Annotated in this window: 13 protein-coding genes; 3 read left to right on the top strand and 10 right to left on the bottom strand. The window is 76.5% G+C overall.

Features of this window, described 5'->3' with window-relative positions; genetic code table 11:
- The first annotated feature begins 43 nt into the window (after positions 1–43).
- Positions 44–895: an alpha/beta fold hydrolase gene (locus ACI792_RS07410; protein ID WP_456602029.1), complete on the top strand. Its 852-nt coding sequence runs from the start codon at positions 44–46 to the stop codon at positions 893–895.
- Between the two features lie 48 nt (positions 896–943).
- On the opposite strand, the gene ACI792_RS07405 is transcribed toward ACI792_RS07410, so the two are convergent.
- The 10 genes from ACI792_RS07405 to ACI792_RS07360 all read right to left on the bottom strand — a co-directional run bounded on the left by ACI792_RS07405 (position 944) and on the right by ACI792_RS07360 (position 13,495).
- Entirely contained in the window at positions 944–1,327 is a 384-nt protein-coding gene (locus ACI792_RS07405; RefSeq protein ID WP_456602028.1) for a VOC family protein, read from the bottom strand.
- Between the two features lie 71 nt (positions 1,328–1,398).
- Positions 1,399–4,788: an ATP-dependent helicase gene (locus ACI792_RS07400; protein WP_456602027.1), complete on the bottom strand. Its 3,390-nt coding sequence runs from the start codon at positions 4,786–4,788 to the stop codon at positions 1,399–1,401.
- Complete coding sequence (locus ACI792_RS07395; RefSeq protein WP_456602026.1) at positions 4,785–7,967, bottom strand: ATP-dependent helicase; 3,183 nt, start codon at positions 7,965–7,967, stop codon at positions 4,785–4,787. Before ACI792_RS07395 ends, ACI792_RS07400 begins: the two co-directional genes overlap by 4 nt.
- Positions 7,968–8,030: 63 nt before the next feature.
- Positions 8,031–8,192: a hypothetical protein gene (locus tag ACI792_RS07390; RefSeq protein ID WP_456602025.1), complete on the bottom strand. Its 162-nt coding sequence runs from the start codon at positions 8,190–8,192 to the stop codon at positions 8,031–8,033.
- Between the two features lie 39 nt (positions 8,193–8,231).
- A complete protein-coding gene (locus ACI792_RS07385) occupies positions 8,232–8,999 on the bottom strand; it encodes a biosynthetic peptidoglycan transglycosylase (protein ID WP_456602024.1) in 768 nt (255 codons plus the stop codon).
- A 69-nt stretch (positions 9,000–9,068) separates the two neighbouring features.
- Positions 9,069–9,398: an MGMT family protein gene (locus ACI792_RS07380; RefSeq protein WP_456602023.1), complete on the bottom strand. Its 330-nt coding sequence runs from the start codon at positions 9,396–9,398 to the stop codon at positions 9,069–9,071.
- An 81-nt stretch (positions 9,399–9,479) separates the two neighbouring features.
- Positions 9,480–10,064, bottom strand: a complete 585-nt coding sequence (locus ACI792_RS07375; protein WP_456602022.1) for a TIGR03086 family metal-binding protein — start codon at positions 10,062–10,064, stop codon at positions 9,480–9,482.
- 82 nt (positions 10,065–10,146) lie between these two features.
- Positions 10,147–11,307 (bottom strand): adenylyltransferase/sulfurtransferase MoeZ, encoded by a 1,161-nt coding sequence (gene moeZ, locus ACI792_RS07370; RefSeq protein WP_456580582.1) that lies wholly within the window; start codon positions 11,305–11,307, stop codon positions 10,147–10,149.
- Between the two features lie 212 nt (positions 11,308–11,519).
- The gene (locus ACI792_RS07365; RefSeq protein ID WP_456602021.1) at positions 11,520–12,410 is read right to left on the bottom strand and encodes a DUF3152 domain-containing protein; all 891 of its coding nucleotides are present in this window, start codon (positions 12,408–12,410) and stop codon (positions 11,520–11,522) included.
- 38 nt (positions 12,411–12,448) lie between these two features.
- Positions 12,449–13,495: an alpha/beta fold hydrolase gene (locus tag ACI792_RS07360; RefSeq protein ID WP_456602020.1), complete on the bottom strand. Its 1,047-nt coding sequence runs from the start codon at positions 13,493–13,495 to the stop codon at positions 12,449–12,451.
- A gap of 70 nt (positions 13,496–13,565) precedes the next feature.
- On the opposite strand from ACI792_RS07360, the gene ACI792_RS07355 reads away from it, so the two are divergent.
- Both ACI792_RS07355 and ACI792_RS07350 read left to right on the top strand, forming a co-directional pair.
- Entirely contained in the window at positions 13,566–14,207 is a 642-nt protein-coding gene (locus ACI792_RS07355; protein ID WP_456602019.1) for a TetR/AcrR family transcriptional regulator, read from the top strand.
- A gap of 150 nt (positions 14,208–14,357) precedes the next feature.
- Positions 14,358–14,600 carry a DUF3107 domain-containing protein gene (locus ACI792_RS07350; protein WP_346619940.1) on the top strand — a complete coding sequence of 81 codons (243 nt, stop codon included), beginning with the start codon at positions 14,358–14,360 and terminating at the stop codon, positions 14,598–14,600.
- Positions 14,601–14,906 lie beyond the last annotated feature (306 nt).

The raw sequence follows: 14,906 nt of genomic DNA, 5'->3' as shown, positions 1-14,906 counted from the left end.
GCCGGGGCGTTCCCGGGGGGGGCGGAGCGTTAGCGTCCGGGGCATGCCCGGAGAGCTGCTGCGGACCGATGTCGGCAACCTGACCTTCGACGTGCGCGTCGACGGACCCGAGGACGGCCGGCCGGTGCTGCTGCTGCACGGGTTCCCCGAGACCTCGGCGTCCTGGGCCGCGGTGACGCCGCTGCTCACCCAGGCCGGCCTGCGGACCTACGCGCCCGACCAGCTGGGCTACTCCCCCGGCGCCCGGCCGTCCGAGGTCGAGGCGTACGCGATGCAGAACCTGGCCCAGGTCACCGCGGACCTCATGACCGCGCTGGAGGTCCCGGTCGCCGACGTCGTGGGCCACGACTGGGGGGCCAACGTCGCCTGGACCCTCGCCGCATGGCACGCCGACCGGGTGCGGTCGCTGACCGCGGTCTCCGTCCCGCACCCGGCCGCCTACACCGCCGCCTTCCGGATCGACCCCGAGCAGAAGGAGCGCTCGGCGTACATCCGGCTGTTCTGGCAGCCCGGCAAGGCCGAGGAGGTGCTCCTCGCCGACGACGCGCGGCGGCTGCGCCGGATGCTGCTGGGCGCCGACGGCGACACCGGGGTCTCGCCGGAGGCGGCCGACGAGTACGTGGCGGTGCTGTCGGCGCCGGGTGCGCTCACCGCGGCGCTGAACTGGTACCGGGCGATGAGCTCCGACATCCGGGTGGACAAGGTCGAGGTGCCGACGACCTACGTGTGGAGCGACGGCGACGTCGCGATCGGGCGGACGGCGGCGGAGGCGTGCGCGGAGTTCGTCACCGGCGACTACCGCTTCGTGGAGCTGCCCGGCGTCACCCACTGGATCCCGGAGCAGGCACCCGAGGAGCTCGCCCGCGCGGTCCTGGACCGGGTCGCCAGCACCTGACCTCCTGCCGGCGTTCCCGCGGAGACGTGTCGAGCGCGGGCGCGGACGTCAGCGCTGGTCGCGGCGCAGGGGGTGCTCGTCGGGCACCTCGACCAGGACGATCCGCACGCCGTCGGGGTCCTCGATCCACATCTCGACCAGCCCCCACGGTTCCCGGCGGGGCGGCCGGGTCACCGGGACGCCGGCTGCCGCCAGTCGCCGGTGCTCGGCGGAGACGTCCCGGACCTGCAGCCACAGGGCCAGGCCCACCGGGCGTTCCTCCGACCGGCCGGAGACCTCCAGCAGCCCGTTGCCCAGGAAGAAGACCACTCCCGGGTGCTCGGCGGGACCGAACTCGCGGTGCACCGCCAGCCCGAGGACGTCGCGGTAGAAGGCCTGCGACCTCCGGGCGTCCGACGGGCGGAGCAGGATGCGGCTGCTCAGGACGTCCATGGCGCCATCCTGGTCCGAGTGCGCCGGGCGCGCTGGGGATCCCCTGGCGGAGCCCGCCCCGCTCCGGACGTTCAGCTCGTCCCGGTGATCAGGGCGAGCAGACCCGCCTCGTCCAGCAGGTCGACCGGGCGCAGGGTCTCCTTCGCGGCGACGTGGTGGAACCCCGCGCTGACCTGCTCGACCGGCACCCCGGTCAGCCGTGACCAGCCCAGCCGGTACGCGGCCAGCTGCACGCCCACGGCGGCCAGTTCACCGCCGCTCGGCGGCGGTCCGGTCTTCCAGTCGATGACCTCGTAACCGCCGTCCTCCCGCTGGAACACCGCGTCGATCCGGCCGCGCAGCGTGATGGGGCCCAGCGGCGTCTCGAACGGCACCTCGACCTCGACCGGCTGCCGATCGGCCCACTCGCTGGCCAGGAAGGCCTCGCGCAGCTCCTCGAGGGCGTCGTCGGGCGCGGCCAGCTCGTCGCCGGAGCCGGGCAGCTCGTCGAGATCGACCAGCCGCGCGGCGCCGAACCGCTCCTCCAGCCACGCGTGGAACGCGGTGCCCCGGCGCGCCTGCGGCGCGGGCGCGGCCGGCATCGGGCGGCGGAGCCGGCGGGCCAGCTCGGCCGGGTTGCGGCGGAGCGTGACCAGCGCCGACACCGACAGGTGGGAGGGCAGCGGGACGTCGACGGTGGGGCTGTCCTGCCGCGCCCGCTCGCGCAGCAGCAGGTCGGCGTCGCGCACCCACTGGTCGACCAGCTCGTCGTCCCCGCCGAGGGTCCGGTCGGGGTCCAGCGGGTGGGGCGCCGCCCCCTCGACCAGCTGCGCGGCGGCGGTGAGCGCGCGCCGGCGCGGCTCGGAGAGCGGGTCGGCCGGCCACACGCCGACCGGCCACTCCTCCAGGGCGGGGTTGGTCGCGCCGTCCTCGGGCGCCGGTGCCCAGCGCACGACCGTGCCGGCGCCGGCCTCGCACGCCTCCTTGGCGGTGGTCAGCAGCGACGAGGGACCGCACGGCTTCACGCCGTCGCGCCACCAGCTGCCCGAGCAGAGCAGCAGCCGCTTGGCGCGGGTGACGGCGACGTAGCCGAGCCGGATCTCCTCGTCGCGGCCGAAGTCCTTCCAGTCCTGGACGTAGTCCTCCAGCGCGTCGCGCACCGCGGCCTGGTCACCGGAGCCGGGCACCGGGAGCGTCAGCCGCGGCAGCTCCGCCCGGTCGGTGAGCCGGAGGTCGGCCGGGACGGCTCCGGGATCCTTGATCCACGAGTCGCTGGCGTTGGTGCGCGCCGGGAACTGGTCGGCGGTCATGCCGGGCACGGCGACGACGTCCCACTCCAGCCCCTTGGCCGAGTGCCCGGTGAGCAGCTGCACCGCCTCCGGGTTGACCGCCACCTCGCCGGGTTCGAGGCCGCGCTCGCGCTCCTCGGCGTCGCGCAGGTAGCCCAGGAACGCCGGCAGCGACGGCAGCTCGGCCAGCTCGGTGAACTCGGCGGCGACACCGTGCAGGGCGTCGAGGTGGGCGCGGGCACCGGCCGGGCTGACCCCCGGCGCGCTGGCCAGCTCGGTCTCCAGGCCGAGGGTGCGGGCCACCTCGTCGACCAGGTCGGGCAGCGACTCCCCGATCCGGCCCCGGAGGTGGGCGAGCTCGGCGCCCAGCCGGCGCAGCCGCCGGTACCCCGTGGGCGAGTACTGCCCGGCGTCGCCGAGGTCGTCGAGCGCCTCCACGATGCTGCCGCGCTCCTGCGGGGCCTCCACCGCCCCGGCCTCCTCGCCCCCGGCCGGGCGGGCCGGCCGGCGCGCGTGCACCAGGGCACGGGCGCGGGCCTCCAGCGCGGCGAGGTCGCGCGGGCCGATCCGCCAGCGGGCACCGGTGAGCAGCCGGCCCATCGCGTCGCCGGCCGTCGGGTCGACCAGCACGGTGAGGGTCGCGACGACGTCGGAGACCTCCGGCACCTCCAGCAGGCCGCCGAGCCCCACGACCTCGACCGGTAGCCCGCGCTCGCGCAGGGCCGCGGCGATGCCCGGCAGCTGCTTGCGGGTGCGCACCAGCACCGCCACCGACGGCCGGCGCCCGTCGTCCTTCGCCGGCACCGCGGCGTCCTCGCCCTTCCAGCAGGCCGCCAGGCGGTCGGCCAGGGCGGCGGTCTCCTCGGCGACGGTCTCGTACAGCCCGACGGTGACCGAGCCGCGGCCGGCGGTCGGCGCTGGGGCGAGGTCGGGCAGCGGCTGGGCCGGCTCGGGCAGCATCGCGGAGACGGCGTTGGCCACCGCCAGCACCGCTTCGTCGTTGCGCCAGCTGGTGGCCAGCGTCAGCCGCTGGGCCGCACGGCCCGGACCCCCGGGGAACGTCCGGGCGAATCGCTCGATCGTGCCGGCCGAGGCCCCCCGCCACCCGTAGATGGACTGCCGGGGGTCCCCGACGGCGAGCACCGGGTGGCCGCTCGCCCCGCCGAAGAGCGCCTCCAGCATGCGGAGCTGCCCGACGCTGGTGTCCTGGTACTCGTCGAGCAGCACCACCTTCCAGCGGGCCCGCTCCCGCCGGCCGACCTCGGGCGCGGCGACGGCGATGCGCGCGGCGTGGGCCACCTGGTCGGCGTAGTCGATGGAGCCCAGCGCCCGCTTGCGCGCCTCGAACGTCTCGACCAGCGGCAGCAGCGCCACGCGGGCCCTCTGCCGGGCGAGCATCTCGGCGACCGCGGCGTAGGGGCCTTTCTTCCTGGGGGCGTCCGCGTAGCCCGCGATCTGCGCCTCCAGCCGCGCCGTCCAGGCCCGCAGCGCCGCGGGCGTCACGTCGTGCTCGCCCATCTCCGCGGCCAGCGCCAGCACGTCCTCGACGGTGGTGAGCAGGGTGAGCGGCACGTCGGCCATGTCGCCGGTCCAGGCCGCGACGACGGTGGCCGCCTGCCCCCAGCACATGGCGGGGCCGAGCACCCCGGCGCCGGGCTCCACGCCGATGCGCAGCCCGTGCTCGGCGACCAGCGCGGCGGCGTAGCCGTGGTAGGTCGAGACGGTGGGCTGGGCGATCGCCAGCCGCTCGCGCAGGTCGTCCTCGGTCTCGGGGTGGCGGGCCAGTGCACCCAGGCGCAGCCGGATGCGCTCGTTCAGCTCGCTGGCGGCCTTGCGGGTGAAGGTGAGGCCGAGGACCGCCTCGGGCTCGACGATGCGGTTGGCCACCAGGTAGGAGACCCGCGCGGCCATCGTCTCGGTCTTGCCCGAGCCCGCCCCGGCGACGACGACCAGCGGCCGGTCGGCCGGCGCGGAGACGACGCCGGCCTGCTCGTCGGAGGGTGCGTAGGACAGCCCGCACCGCGCCGCGACCTCGGCGGGCGTGAGCAGCTTGCGGGGCGCGGGCTCCGGCGCGGCCGCCTCGGCCAGGAGCTCGTCGAAGGACAGTTGAAGGACCCCCGGAAGGACCTCGTCCTCCTCTCCGCTCGCACGCTCGCGGCGAGCCTCTGGACGCGGCCGCTCGTGCGGGGTCATGCGGTCACCTGCCGGCCGGGCTCCTGCAGCGGGCAGCTGCGCCGCGCCGGGCAGCGCGCGCAGTGCGAGCCGGTGCGCACCTCGAAGGTCGCCCCGCCCATGCCGGTGCCCACCTCCGCGACCAGCTCGCCGGCCCAGGTGCCCTCCAGCGGCACGTCGGCCGGCAGTGGTTCCTGGTGCTGCTCCTTGGCCTTCGCGCCGGTGCCGACCTGCAGCAGCGCGGCGCCCCCGGGAGCGGTGCCGTGCTCCTCGAACGCGCCGGCCGCGACCGCCACCTGGTAGGCCGCGAGCTGCCCGTGCTCCTCGGTGTTCTTGGCCGCGGTCTTCCCGGTCTTGAGGTCCACGACCACGAGGCGCCCCTCGGCGTCCCGCTCGAGCCGGTCGACCTGGCCGCGGATGCGCGCCCGCCCCACGACCACGTCGAAGTCCACCTCGGCGCCGACCAGCTCCCGCGGGTTGGCGGCGTGCCAGCGCAGGAAGCGGTCGAGCATGTCGTGGGCGTGCACCCGCTGCCGTTGGTCGGCCCAGCCGGGACCGAGGTCGAGCTGGTCGAGCTCGGCGTCGAGCACGGTGCGCGCGTCGGGCGCGGGCAGCCCCTCGGCCACCTGCTGCGCGACCGCGTGGACCGCCGACCCCACGGTGCGGGTGGCATCGGGCGACGCCTCGGCCCCCACGGCGCCGAGCACCCACCTCAGCGGGCAGCGCTGGAAGGTCTCGATCGCCGACGGGCGCACCCGCACGGGCAGCTCCTCGTCGACCAGCGGGGCGTCGTCCGACAGCGGCGCCAGCCCCCACCACCGGGCCGGTGCCGCGCCGGGGACGCCCTCGTCGGCGAGCCGGCGCAGCAGCGCCGCGGCGGCCGACCGCCGGGCCGGGGGCGTGTGCGGGTCGGCGACCGCCCGCCGCAGCTCCGCCACCAGGGCGGGCAGGGTGAGCGCCCGCGGTAGCTCGGTGAGCGGCCGGCCGTCAGGGGGCGGCGGGGACACCAGGTCGAGGAAGCGGGAGGCGGTCGCCCCGGCGTCGGCGCCGTCGAGGGCGCCCTCGACGGCGGTGACCACCAGCCTCCGCCGGGCCCGGGTGCAGGCGACGTAGAACAGCCGCCGCTCCTCGGCCAGCGCCAGGGCGCGGCGGTCGGTGCCGGCGCCGTCCATGCCGGCCGCCTTCTCGACCAGCAGCTCCGCACCGAGCAGCGAGGCGCGCTCGCGCAGGTCGGGCCACAGCCCCTCCTGCACCCCGGAGACGCAGACCAGGTCCCACTCCAGCCCCTTGGCGGCGTGCGCGGTGAGCAGCCGGACCGTCTCCCCGGCGACCGCCCGCGCCGCACCGGTGTCGCCGGGCAGCTCCTGCGCGGAGAGGTGCTCGACGAAGGCCCGCACGTCGGCCGACGGCAGCCGGTCGACGAAGCCCGCGGCGGCGTCGAAGAGCGCCACCACCGCGTCGAGGTCGCGATCGGCCACCGCACCGGAGGGGCCGCCCGCGGCGCTGGACCGGGCCCAGCGCGTGGCCAGGCCGCTGCGCTGCCACATCGCCCACAGCACGTCCTCGGCGGTGCCGTCCTGGGCCAGCGCGAACCGGCCGGCGTCGAGGACCGCGGCCACCCGCGCGGCCGGGCGGGCGACGTGCTCGGGCAGCGCCCCCAGCAGGGCCTCGTCGGTGAGCGCGGCGGCCAGCGGGGCGCCTCGCTCGGCGGCGTCGACGCCCTGCTTGGCCAGCGCGATGCGGACGGCGCGGCGGAGCCGCCGGAGGTCGAGCACGGTCGCCCCGCCCAGCGGCGAGGAGAGCAGCGCCTCGGCGCCCGGCTCGTCCAGGCCTGCGGGCTCGCCGTCCGGCCCGGGGAGCAGGGCGGAGAGCGACCGCAGGAACGGGGCGACGGCGGGCTGGGCGGCCAGCGGCAGCTCGTCGGTGGAGACGGCGACCGGCACCCCGGCCGAGGCGAGAGCCCGCCGGAACGGGCCGAGCACCGCGGCGGTGCGCACGACGACCGCCATCCCCGACCACGGGACGCCGTCGAGCAGGTGCGCCCGGCGCAGCACGTCGGCGACGTAGGCGGCCTCGACCGCGGCCGAGCCGAAGACGTGCACCTCGGCCTCGCCGGGAGGTGTCCCCTCCCCGGCGGCCAGGCGGCGGTGCTCCCAGGGGCCGGGCAGCCCCTCGGCCACCTGCCGGCTGATCCGCAGCAGCTCCGCGCCCGAACGGCGGCAGACCCCCAGCGAGACCCGCGACGCGGCCCGCCCACCGGTGTGCCGGAACCGTTCGGTGAACTCGACGATGCCCCGCGGCTCGGCGCCGCGGAACGCGTAGATGGACTGGTCGGGGTCGCCGACCGCGACCAGGTTCCCCCCGCCCCCGGCCAGCAGCTCGAGCAGCTCCACCTGCGCGGGGTCGGTGTCCTGGTACTCGTCGACGAAGAGCCAGCGGGCGCGCTCGCGCTCCTGGCGCAGGAGCTCCGGGTCGCCGGTCAGCTCGAGGATGGCCTGGCGCACGAGCTCCGCGGGGTCGTAGCCGGAGGCGTCGCCGCGGGAGGCGACCCAGAAGTCGCTGACGTTCTCGTACTGCTGCTGGAACGCCGCGGCGTGCACCCAGTGCTCGTTGCCGGTCTCCCGGCCCCACGCGGCCAGCCGCTCGGCGTCGACACCGCGCTCGGTCGCCCGCAGGAGCAGTTCGCGGAGCTCGGCGCGGAACCCCTCGGTGCCCAGCGCCGGCGCGAGGTCCTCGGGCCAGCGGACGGTGCCGACCCCCTCGGCGTCACCGCGCAGCAGCTCGGCCACGACGGCGTCCTGCTCGGCGGAGGTGAGCAACCGGGGCGGCGGGTCGCCCCGCAGCACCGCGGCCCGGCGGAGCACGCCGTAGGCGTAGGAGTGGAAGGTGCGGGCCAGCGGCTCGCGGATGGTGCGGGCGACCCGCGAGGTGATGCGGGTGCGCAGCTCGGCGGCGGCCTTGCGGCTGAAGGTCAGGACGAGGATCTGCTCCGGGTCGACGCCCGCGTCGATGCGGGTGGCGACGGCCTCGACGATCGTCGTCGTCTTGCCCGTGCCGGGGCCGGCGAGCACCAGCAGCGGCCCGCCCGGGTGGTCGACGACGGCCTGCTGCGTCGGGTCGAGCACCGGCGCGGTGGTGCGCGGTGGGTCGCCCGGCAGCAGCCGGTAGACCGGACCGCTCTCACCCCCGCGCTGCGCCACCCCTCGATGGAAGCACGGGGGTACGACGATCCCGCGACGGACGGGGCGGGTGGCGCGGGAGGGTCAGGCCAGGGAGTCCAGCAGGGACTGCTCGAGCATCAGGTCGGCCGCGGTGGTCAGCCAGCCGGCGACGAGGAGGAGCGGGAAGGCCCGCTCGTGGTCGAGCGACGCGGTCCCCGCGACCAGCCCGGCCTGGGCCACGGCCCGGCACGCCATCGTGTTCATGCCCTTGTCCTCGGCACGTCCGGGCGGGAACTGGAGCCGTCAGCCCGTGAGGTGCCACTCCTCCTCGGCGATCCGGTCGGCGTCGGAGCGCGAGAGGGCGCCCTCGGCCACCAGCCGGTCGAGCACGTGCGCCTGCCGCTCGGCCGCGAGGTCGGGGTGCACGAGCGGGTCGTACGCGCTCGGCGCCTGCACCAGTCCGACGAGCACGGTCGCCTGTGCCCAGTCCAGCTCGTCGGGGGCCAGCCCGAAGTACCCCTCGGCCGCCGCCTGCACCCCGTAGAACCCGTGGCCGAAGTAGACGGCGTCCAGGTACATGCGCAGCAGCTGCTCGCCGGACCACGCCCGGTCGAGCTTCAGGGCCAGCACCACGGAGCGCGCCCGGGCGCCGGCGTCGGTCGCACCGTCCTCGTAGAGCACGCGGGCCAGCTGGTGCTGGATGGTCGAGCCTCCCAGGTCGCGGCCGACGACCAGGCCGAGCGGCGCCCGCAGCGCCCCGCGCCAGTCGATGCCCGGGTGCGAGCCGAAGCGGCTGTCCTCGGTCGCCAGCAGGGCTGCGGCGATCCGCGGGGGCACCTCCCCCGTCGACGGCGTGCCACCGAACGCGTCGAGCCGGGCGGCCACCCGCTGCTCGGCGTCGGCCACCCCGGGGGTCGCCGCCCAGCCGACGGCGAACGCCACGCACAGGAGGACGAGCAGCCCCGCCACCAGCCGGAGGCCGGCCCGCCGCACGCGGGCCCCGCGCGACCGGACGGGTCGGGACGCGGCCGGGGTGAGGGACGGGGGCTGCTGCCGGAGCTGCGGGATCACCGGGTCAGCCCACCGCGCGCCCCGGTCAGCGCACATCGCCCCGCAGGGCGATCTCGCCGCCCGCGGTGATCATCCCGCGGGAGGACGGCGCTGCGCGGGCGCCGCCCGGTCGGGCCAGCCGACGGCCGCGAGGTCGACCTTCCCGTCCCGCGCCGGCACCCCCTCGGCGGCCAGCAGCTCGAGCTGCCGGGCGCGGACGGGCTCCGCGGCCGAGCCGTCGGCCCGGACGACGCGGTGCCAGGGCACCGCGGCGCCGCCCAGCGCCAGCGCCCGGGCCACCCGGCGGGGCCCGACGCCCACCAGCCGGCCGATCGCGCCGTAGCTGCTGACCCGGCCGGGCGGGATCTGCTCGACGACGTCGAACACCGCCTCGTCGACGTCCCTGGGGTCCGGGGTCACCCGCCGATCATGGCAAGCGCCGCCCTCCAGCCGGGCACCCGCAGCCGCGGGATGTGCGCCAGGGGCCACCGCCCGGGCGGCTCAGCCCCTCCGGCCGAACCGGGCCAGCAGCCGGGTCTGCGGATCGGCCGACGGCGGGACGTCCAGCGGCGGGTCGAACAGCCCGGGGACGCCGCCGTCGGGCAGCCGTTCGGCGTAGACGAGGGCGGCGGTCACCAGCTCGCCGTCCAGCTCGGTGTCCCCGCCGGTGGCCCGGGCGAGGTCCCAGGCGTGCACGGTGAGGTCGGTGGACATCTCGAAGATGTACTCGGCCGCCGGCGTCGGCCCGCGCGTGAGGTGGACCGTGTGCCGGAGGGCGTCGTCCGCGGCGAAGGCGGCCAGCGCGGCGTCGGCGGCGGACTCCCAGCCGAGGAGCGGATCGTCCCCGAGCAGGTCGTCGGTGCCGTCGGGGAAGCGTCCCTCGATCATGTCCACCGGCTCGCCGGCCAGCAGCGGCGGCACCCACAGCGCCTCGTTGACCAGGTGCGCGACCAGGTCGCCGACCGTCCACCCGGGGAGCGACTCGTCCTCCCACTGGTCCGGCGCCACCGCGTCGACCCGGTCGGTGAACTGGTTCTGCGCGCGCTGGAAGAGCTCGAGGAGCTCCGCCGGGGAGAAGTCGGACATGGACGTCAGTGAAGACGACGACGGCCCGGCCCGCTCCCCGAGGGGAACGGGCCGGGCCGGGCGACGCACTGGGACGGGGCCCCTAGTACGTGGGCAGGGCCTTGTCGATGCGGGTGGCCCACGCCGTCACGCCGCCCTGGACGTGGACGGCGTCCCTGAAGCCGGCGTTCTTCACCGCGGCCAGCGCCTCGGCGGAGCGGACGCCGGTCTTGCAGTGGAGCACGATCGGCTTGTCCTGCGGCAGCTGCGCCAGCGCCCGGCCGGAGAGGATCTCGTCCTTGGGGATCAGCTTCGCACCGGGGATCGAGACGATCTCGTACTCGTTCGGCTCGCGGACGTCGATCAGCTCGAAGTCCTTGCCGGCGTCCATCATGTCCTTGAGCTCGTCGACGGTGATCGTCGAGCCCGCGGCTGCCTGCTGGGCCTCCTCGGAGACGACGCCGCAGAAGGCCTCGTAGTCGATGAGGCCGGTGATCGGCTCACCCTCGGGGTCCTTGCGGACCTTGATCTCGCGGAAGGTCATCTCCAGGGCGTCGTAGACCATCAGCCGGCCGAGCAGCGTCTCGCCGATGCCGGTGATCAGCTTGACCGCCTCGGTGGCCTGGATCGCGCCGACGGTCGCGCACAGCACGCCGAGCACGCCGCCCTCGGCGCAGCTGGGGACCATGCCGGGCGGCGGGGGCACCGGGTAGAGGTCGCGGTAGTTCGGGCCGTGGTCGTTCCAGAAGACCGACACCTGGCCGTCGAAGCGGTAGATCGAGCCCCACACGTAGGGCTTGCCGAGCAGCACGCACGCGTCGTTGACCAGGTAGCGGGTGGCGAAGTTGTCGGTGCCGTCGACGATCAGGTCGTACTGGCCGAAGATGTCGAGCACGTTGTCGCTGTCCAGCCGCGTCTCGTGCAGGCGCACGTCGATGAGCGGGTTGATCTCCTTGATCGAGTCCCGCGCGCTCTCCGCCTTGGACCGGCCGACGTCGGACTGCCCGTGGATGATCTGGCGCTGCAGATTGGACTCGTCGACGGTGTCGAACTCGACGATGCCGAGCGTGCCGACCCCGGCCGCAGCCAGGTACATCAGCACGGGCGAGCCCAGGCCGCCGGCGCCGACGGCGAGCACCTTGGCGTTCTTCAGTCGCTTCTGCCCGTCCATCCCGACGTCGGGGATGATCAGGTGGCGGCTGTAGCGGCGGACCTCCTCGACGGAGAGGTCGGCGGCGGGCTCCACCAGGGGTGGCAGGGACACGGATGCTCCTCGGGTCTTCTCGACTGCGGCCCCGGAGGACCAGCGTTCACGCGGACAACAGCGTGACACGCAACGGGATTCCCACGGCCCCCGGCCGGTTCCCGCGGCGGGCCGGACCCGCGGTCCTCCCCCGCCGCAGCGCGTCCTCCCTCACCGCAGACGGTGCGGGAGGACGCCCCACGATCAGGTCCCCTGATCCCGGCGGAGGGCGGTCAGGGGTAGGGCCAGGCGTTCCGCACGCAGCCCTGCAGGTCGAGGGTCTGCTGCTGCATCACCGGCGCGGGCTGCCCGGGCCCGGGGCACCGCACGTGGCCGTTCCCGAGCACGTGGCCGACCTCGTGGTTGACCACGTAGCGCCGGTAGGTGGCGATGTCGCCCTCGTAGTGCGGGACGGCGGTCGCCCACCGGGCCAGGTTGATGACGGCGCGGTCGCCGTAGCGGCAGGAGGTGTAGCCGCCGGTGCCCACCCCCGGGCAGTAGGTCTCCATGCTGCCGGGGCTGACGAGGCTCACCCGGAAGTCGAACGCGGCGCCCGCGCCGACCCGCTGGAAGGAGAGGCGCCCGCCGTTCCCCCACGAGCGCGGGTCGCCGAGCGTCGCCGTCACCGCGTCGGCGAACTCCGCGCCGTCCACGCCGATGCCGTCCTCGACCTCGACGATGAACCGCTGCAGCGGGCCGGTGCCGAGCACCTCGGAGCCGCCGTCGACGAGGGAGAGGCTGCCCGCGCCGTGCTGCACGTACTCCTCCGCCACCGCCTCCGCCGGGGCGGTCTCCGACGGGCCGGCGTCCCCCTCGGCCGGGGCCACCGGCTCGGCCGCGGGCGGTGGCTCGGCGGCGGTGGTGGCGACCGCGGGCGCGGACGTGGGATCCGCGGCGGCGGTGGTCGGCGTCGTCCCCGGGGGGTGGAGGACGAGGTCGACGAGGACGGCGACCGTGGCGATCGCGAGGAGCGGGATCGCGTAGGCGCGCCACCCGTGGCGGCGGACGAACCGGCGCACCCGGCCGCGGAGCCGCGGGTCGCGCCGCCCGGGGCGGGCCGGACCGCGCTCGGCGGGCGGGCCCGGACGAGGCACGGGACGGCCGTCGGTCAGACGTCCTCCCACCGGTCGCCCTCCGCTCGCTCGCTCCGCCCCCGGTGGGCTCAGGGTCTCACGCTGCGTGGCTCGTCGGCGACAGCCTGCCCGTCCGCCACGCCCGGCCGGGCGGTCCGGCCCTCGACCATGCCGAGCACCGCCCGCGTGGTCGGCTCCGCGGCCTCGAGCATGGCCACGTGCCCGACGCCGTCGAGGAGCAGGAGCCGCCCGTCCGGCACGGTCGCGGCCAGGCGCGGGGCGAGCGCGGGGTCGACGAGCCGGTCCCGCCCGCCCCAGACCACCAGGACCGGCATCCGCAGCCCCCGGGCCGCCCGCCAGGCGTTGGCGGGGCCGACCCGGAGGTAGGACGTGATCAGGCCGCGCATGCTCCGGGCCAGCGCCCGGTCGGCCCAGGGCTGCTCGGCCCGTTCGCGCATCTCCCGGACCGCCTGCTCGAGGCGCTCGCGCGGCACGGCGGACGGGTCCCCGAAGCACATGCGCACCATCGACCGGACGTTCTCGTCGGGGGTGACGGCGGCCAGCCGGCGCTCCGCCAGCGTCGGCACGCCGGGCACCAGCAGGAGCAGCAGCGCCCGGCTGAACGCCGGCGGCACCCGGTACACGGGCATGGCCGGCGACACCAGAGTCAGCGTCGCCACGAGGTCGGGGCGCAGGGCGGCGACGAGCAGGCTCACCAGGCCGCCGAGGGAGTTGCCCACCAGGTGCACCGGGTCGCCGGTGCCCGGGCCCGGCTGGGCGGCGACGTGCTCGAGGACCTCGATGACGGCCCGCACGTGGCCGCGGACGGAGTACCGGGCGCGGGCCGGGGGGCGGGACCGGCCGAACCCGGGGAGGTCGACCGCCCAGCCGTCGAACCGCACCGCGAGCAGTGCCGCGAGATCGGTCCAGTTGGTGGAGGCGCCGCCGAGGCCGTGCACGTACAGCGCCCGCTCGCGAGGCGCACCCGCCTCCCCGCCCTCCTCGACCGGCCCCCGCCACGGGGTGCGGCGCACGAAGACCGAGCCTCCGCGGACCGGCACCTCCTCCCCCGGCCACGGGGGGAGGGTGGGGTCCAGCGCCGGCAGCGGGGTCGCGGAGAGCTCGGCCTCGGACATCGCCCTCGACGGTAACTCTGCGTACCGTCCATCGAACGACCTGGGCAGCCGTCGGTAGCATCCCCCTGCCATGCAGCCCTCATCCCCCGCCGCGGCCAACCGGCGCACGTCCCGACTGCCGCGCAGCGCGCGGCGGCTCCAGCTGCTGCGCGCGGCGCAGGACGTCTTCGTGGCGCACGGCTTCCACGCCGCCGCCATGGACGAGATCGCCGTCCGCGCCGGGGTCAGCAAGCCGGTGCTGTACCAGCACTTCCCGGGCAAGCGCGAGCTCTACCTGGCGCTGCTCGAGGAGCACGTCTCCGAGCTCGCCCGCCGCGTGGGCGAGGCGATGGGCCGCACCGCCGACAACCGGGCGCGGGTCGACGCCGCCGTCGGCGCCTATTTCGACTTCATCGACGCCGACGGCGAGGCGTTCCGGCTGGTGTTCGAGTCCGACCTGCGCAACGACGACGACGTGCGCGCGATCGTCGACCGCGGCTCGGCCCTGTGCGTCGAGGCGATCGCGGGCGTCATCGCCGCCGACACGGGCGCCGACCCCGAGCGCGCCCTCCTGCTGGCCTCGGGGCTCTCCGGCCTGGCCGAGAGCAGCGCCCGCTGGTGGCTGCCGCGCAAGGGCACCGTCTCCCGCGACGAGGCGGTCTCGCTCATGTCCGCCCTGGCCTGGCGCGGCATCTCCGGCTTCCCGCGCGTGGACGGCGACGCCAGTTCTTGAGCGGCCCCCTGCAGGGTCCCGCCGCGAGCTCGCGCGTGGTGAGGGCAGGCGGTCCTCGTTTTCGCTGACGGCGCACCCGCTCGGCCGGTCCCGCCGCCGCCGTCTGCACTAGCGTTGGGGTCAGTCGCGCAACGAGGAGGCATCGCCCACGTGGAAGTCAAGATCGGCGTCCAGCACTCGCCCCGGGAGCTGGTCATCGACAGCCCCAAGACCCCTGACGAGATCGCGGCCGAGGTGGCCAAGGCCATGTCGGGCTCGACCAAGGACGGCCTGCTCACCCTGGTCGACGAGCGGGGCCGCCAGGTCCTCGTCCCCGTCGACCGGATCGCCTACGTGGAGATCGCGCAGGCCGACCAGCGCCGCGTGGGCTTCATCGCCGGCACCGGCAGCTGACACAAGGCTCCAGGGGAAGGGGCGCTCCGCGATGCGCGGAGCGCCCCTTTCTGCAAGGTCGTGCCGAGTGGGGCCCGGAGGGTCCCGCGCAGGCACGACGGACGCGCTCCACGCCACAGGGGACGGCACGTGGCCGCGGTGGGGGGGGGGGGGGGGGGGGGGGGGGGGGGGGGGGGGGGGGGGGGGGGGGGGGGGGGCGGGGGGGGGGGGGGGGGGGGGGGGGGGGGGGGGGGCGGGGGGGGGGGGGGGGGGGGGGGGGGGGGGGGGGGGGGGGGGGGGGGGGGGGGGGGGGGGGGGGGGGGGGGG

Source organism: Blastococcus sp. SYSU DS0669 (genome assembly GCF_054050895.1).
Note: the sequence above shows the minus strand (reverse complement) of the source record. Positions and strands in the feature narration are given on the sequence as shown.

What these genes read in the sequence shown, in the direction of transcription:
- ACI792_RS07410 (WP_456602029.1), top strand. Translation starts at nt 44, where the DNA reads ATGCCCGGAGAGCTGCTGCGGACCGATGTCGGCAACCTGACCTTCGAC.
- ACI792_RS07375 (WP_456602022.1), bottom strand. Translation starts at nt 10,064, where the DNA reads ATGTCCGACTTCTCCCCGGCGGAGCTCCTCGAGCTCTTCCAGCGCGCG.
- ACI792_RS07360 (WP_456602020.1), bottom strand. Translation starts at nt 13,495, where the DNA reads ATGTCCGAGGCCGAGCTCTCCGCGACCCCGCTGCCGGCGCTGGACCCC.
- ACI792_RS07400 (WP_456602027.1), bottom strand. Translation starts at nt 4,788, where the DNA reads ATGACCCCGCACGAGCGGCCGCGTCCAGAGGCTCGCCGCGAGCGTGCG.
- ACI792_RS07405 (WP_456602028.1), bottom strand. Translation starts at nt 1,327, where the DNA reads ATGGACGTCCTGAGCAGCCGCATCCTGCTCCGCCCGTCGGACGCCCGG.
- ACI792_RS07390 (WP_456602025.1), bottom strand. Translation starts at nt 8,192, where the DNA reads ATGAACACGATGGCGTGCCGGGCCGTGGCCCAGGCCGGGCTGGTCGCG.
- ACI792_RS07355 (WP_456602019.1), top strand. Translation starts at nt 13,566, where the DNA reads ATGCAGCCCTCATCCCCCGCCGCGGCCAACCGGCGCACGTCCCGACTG.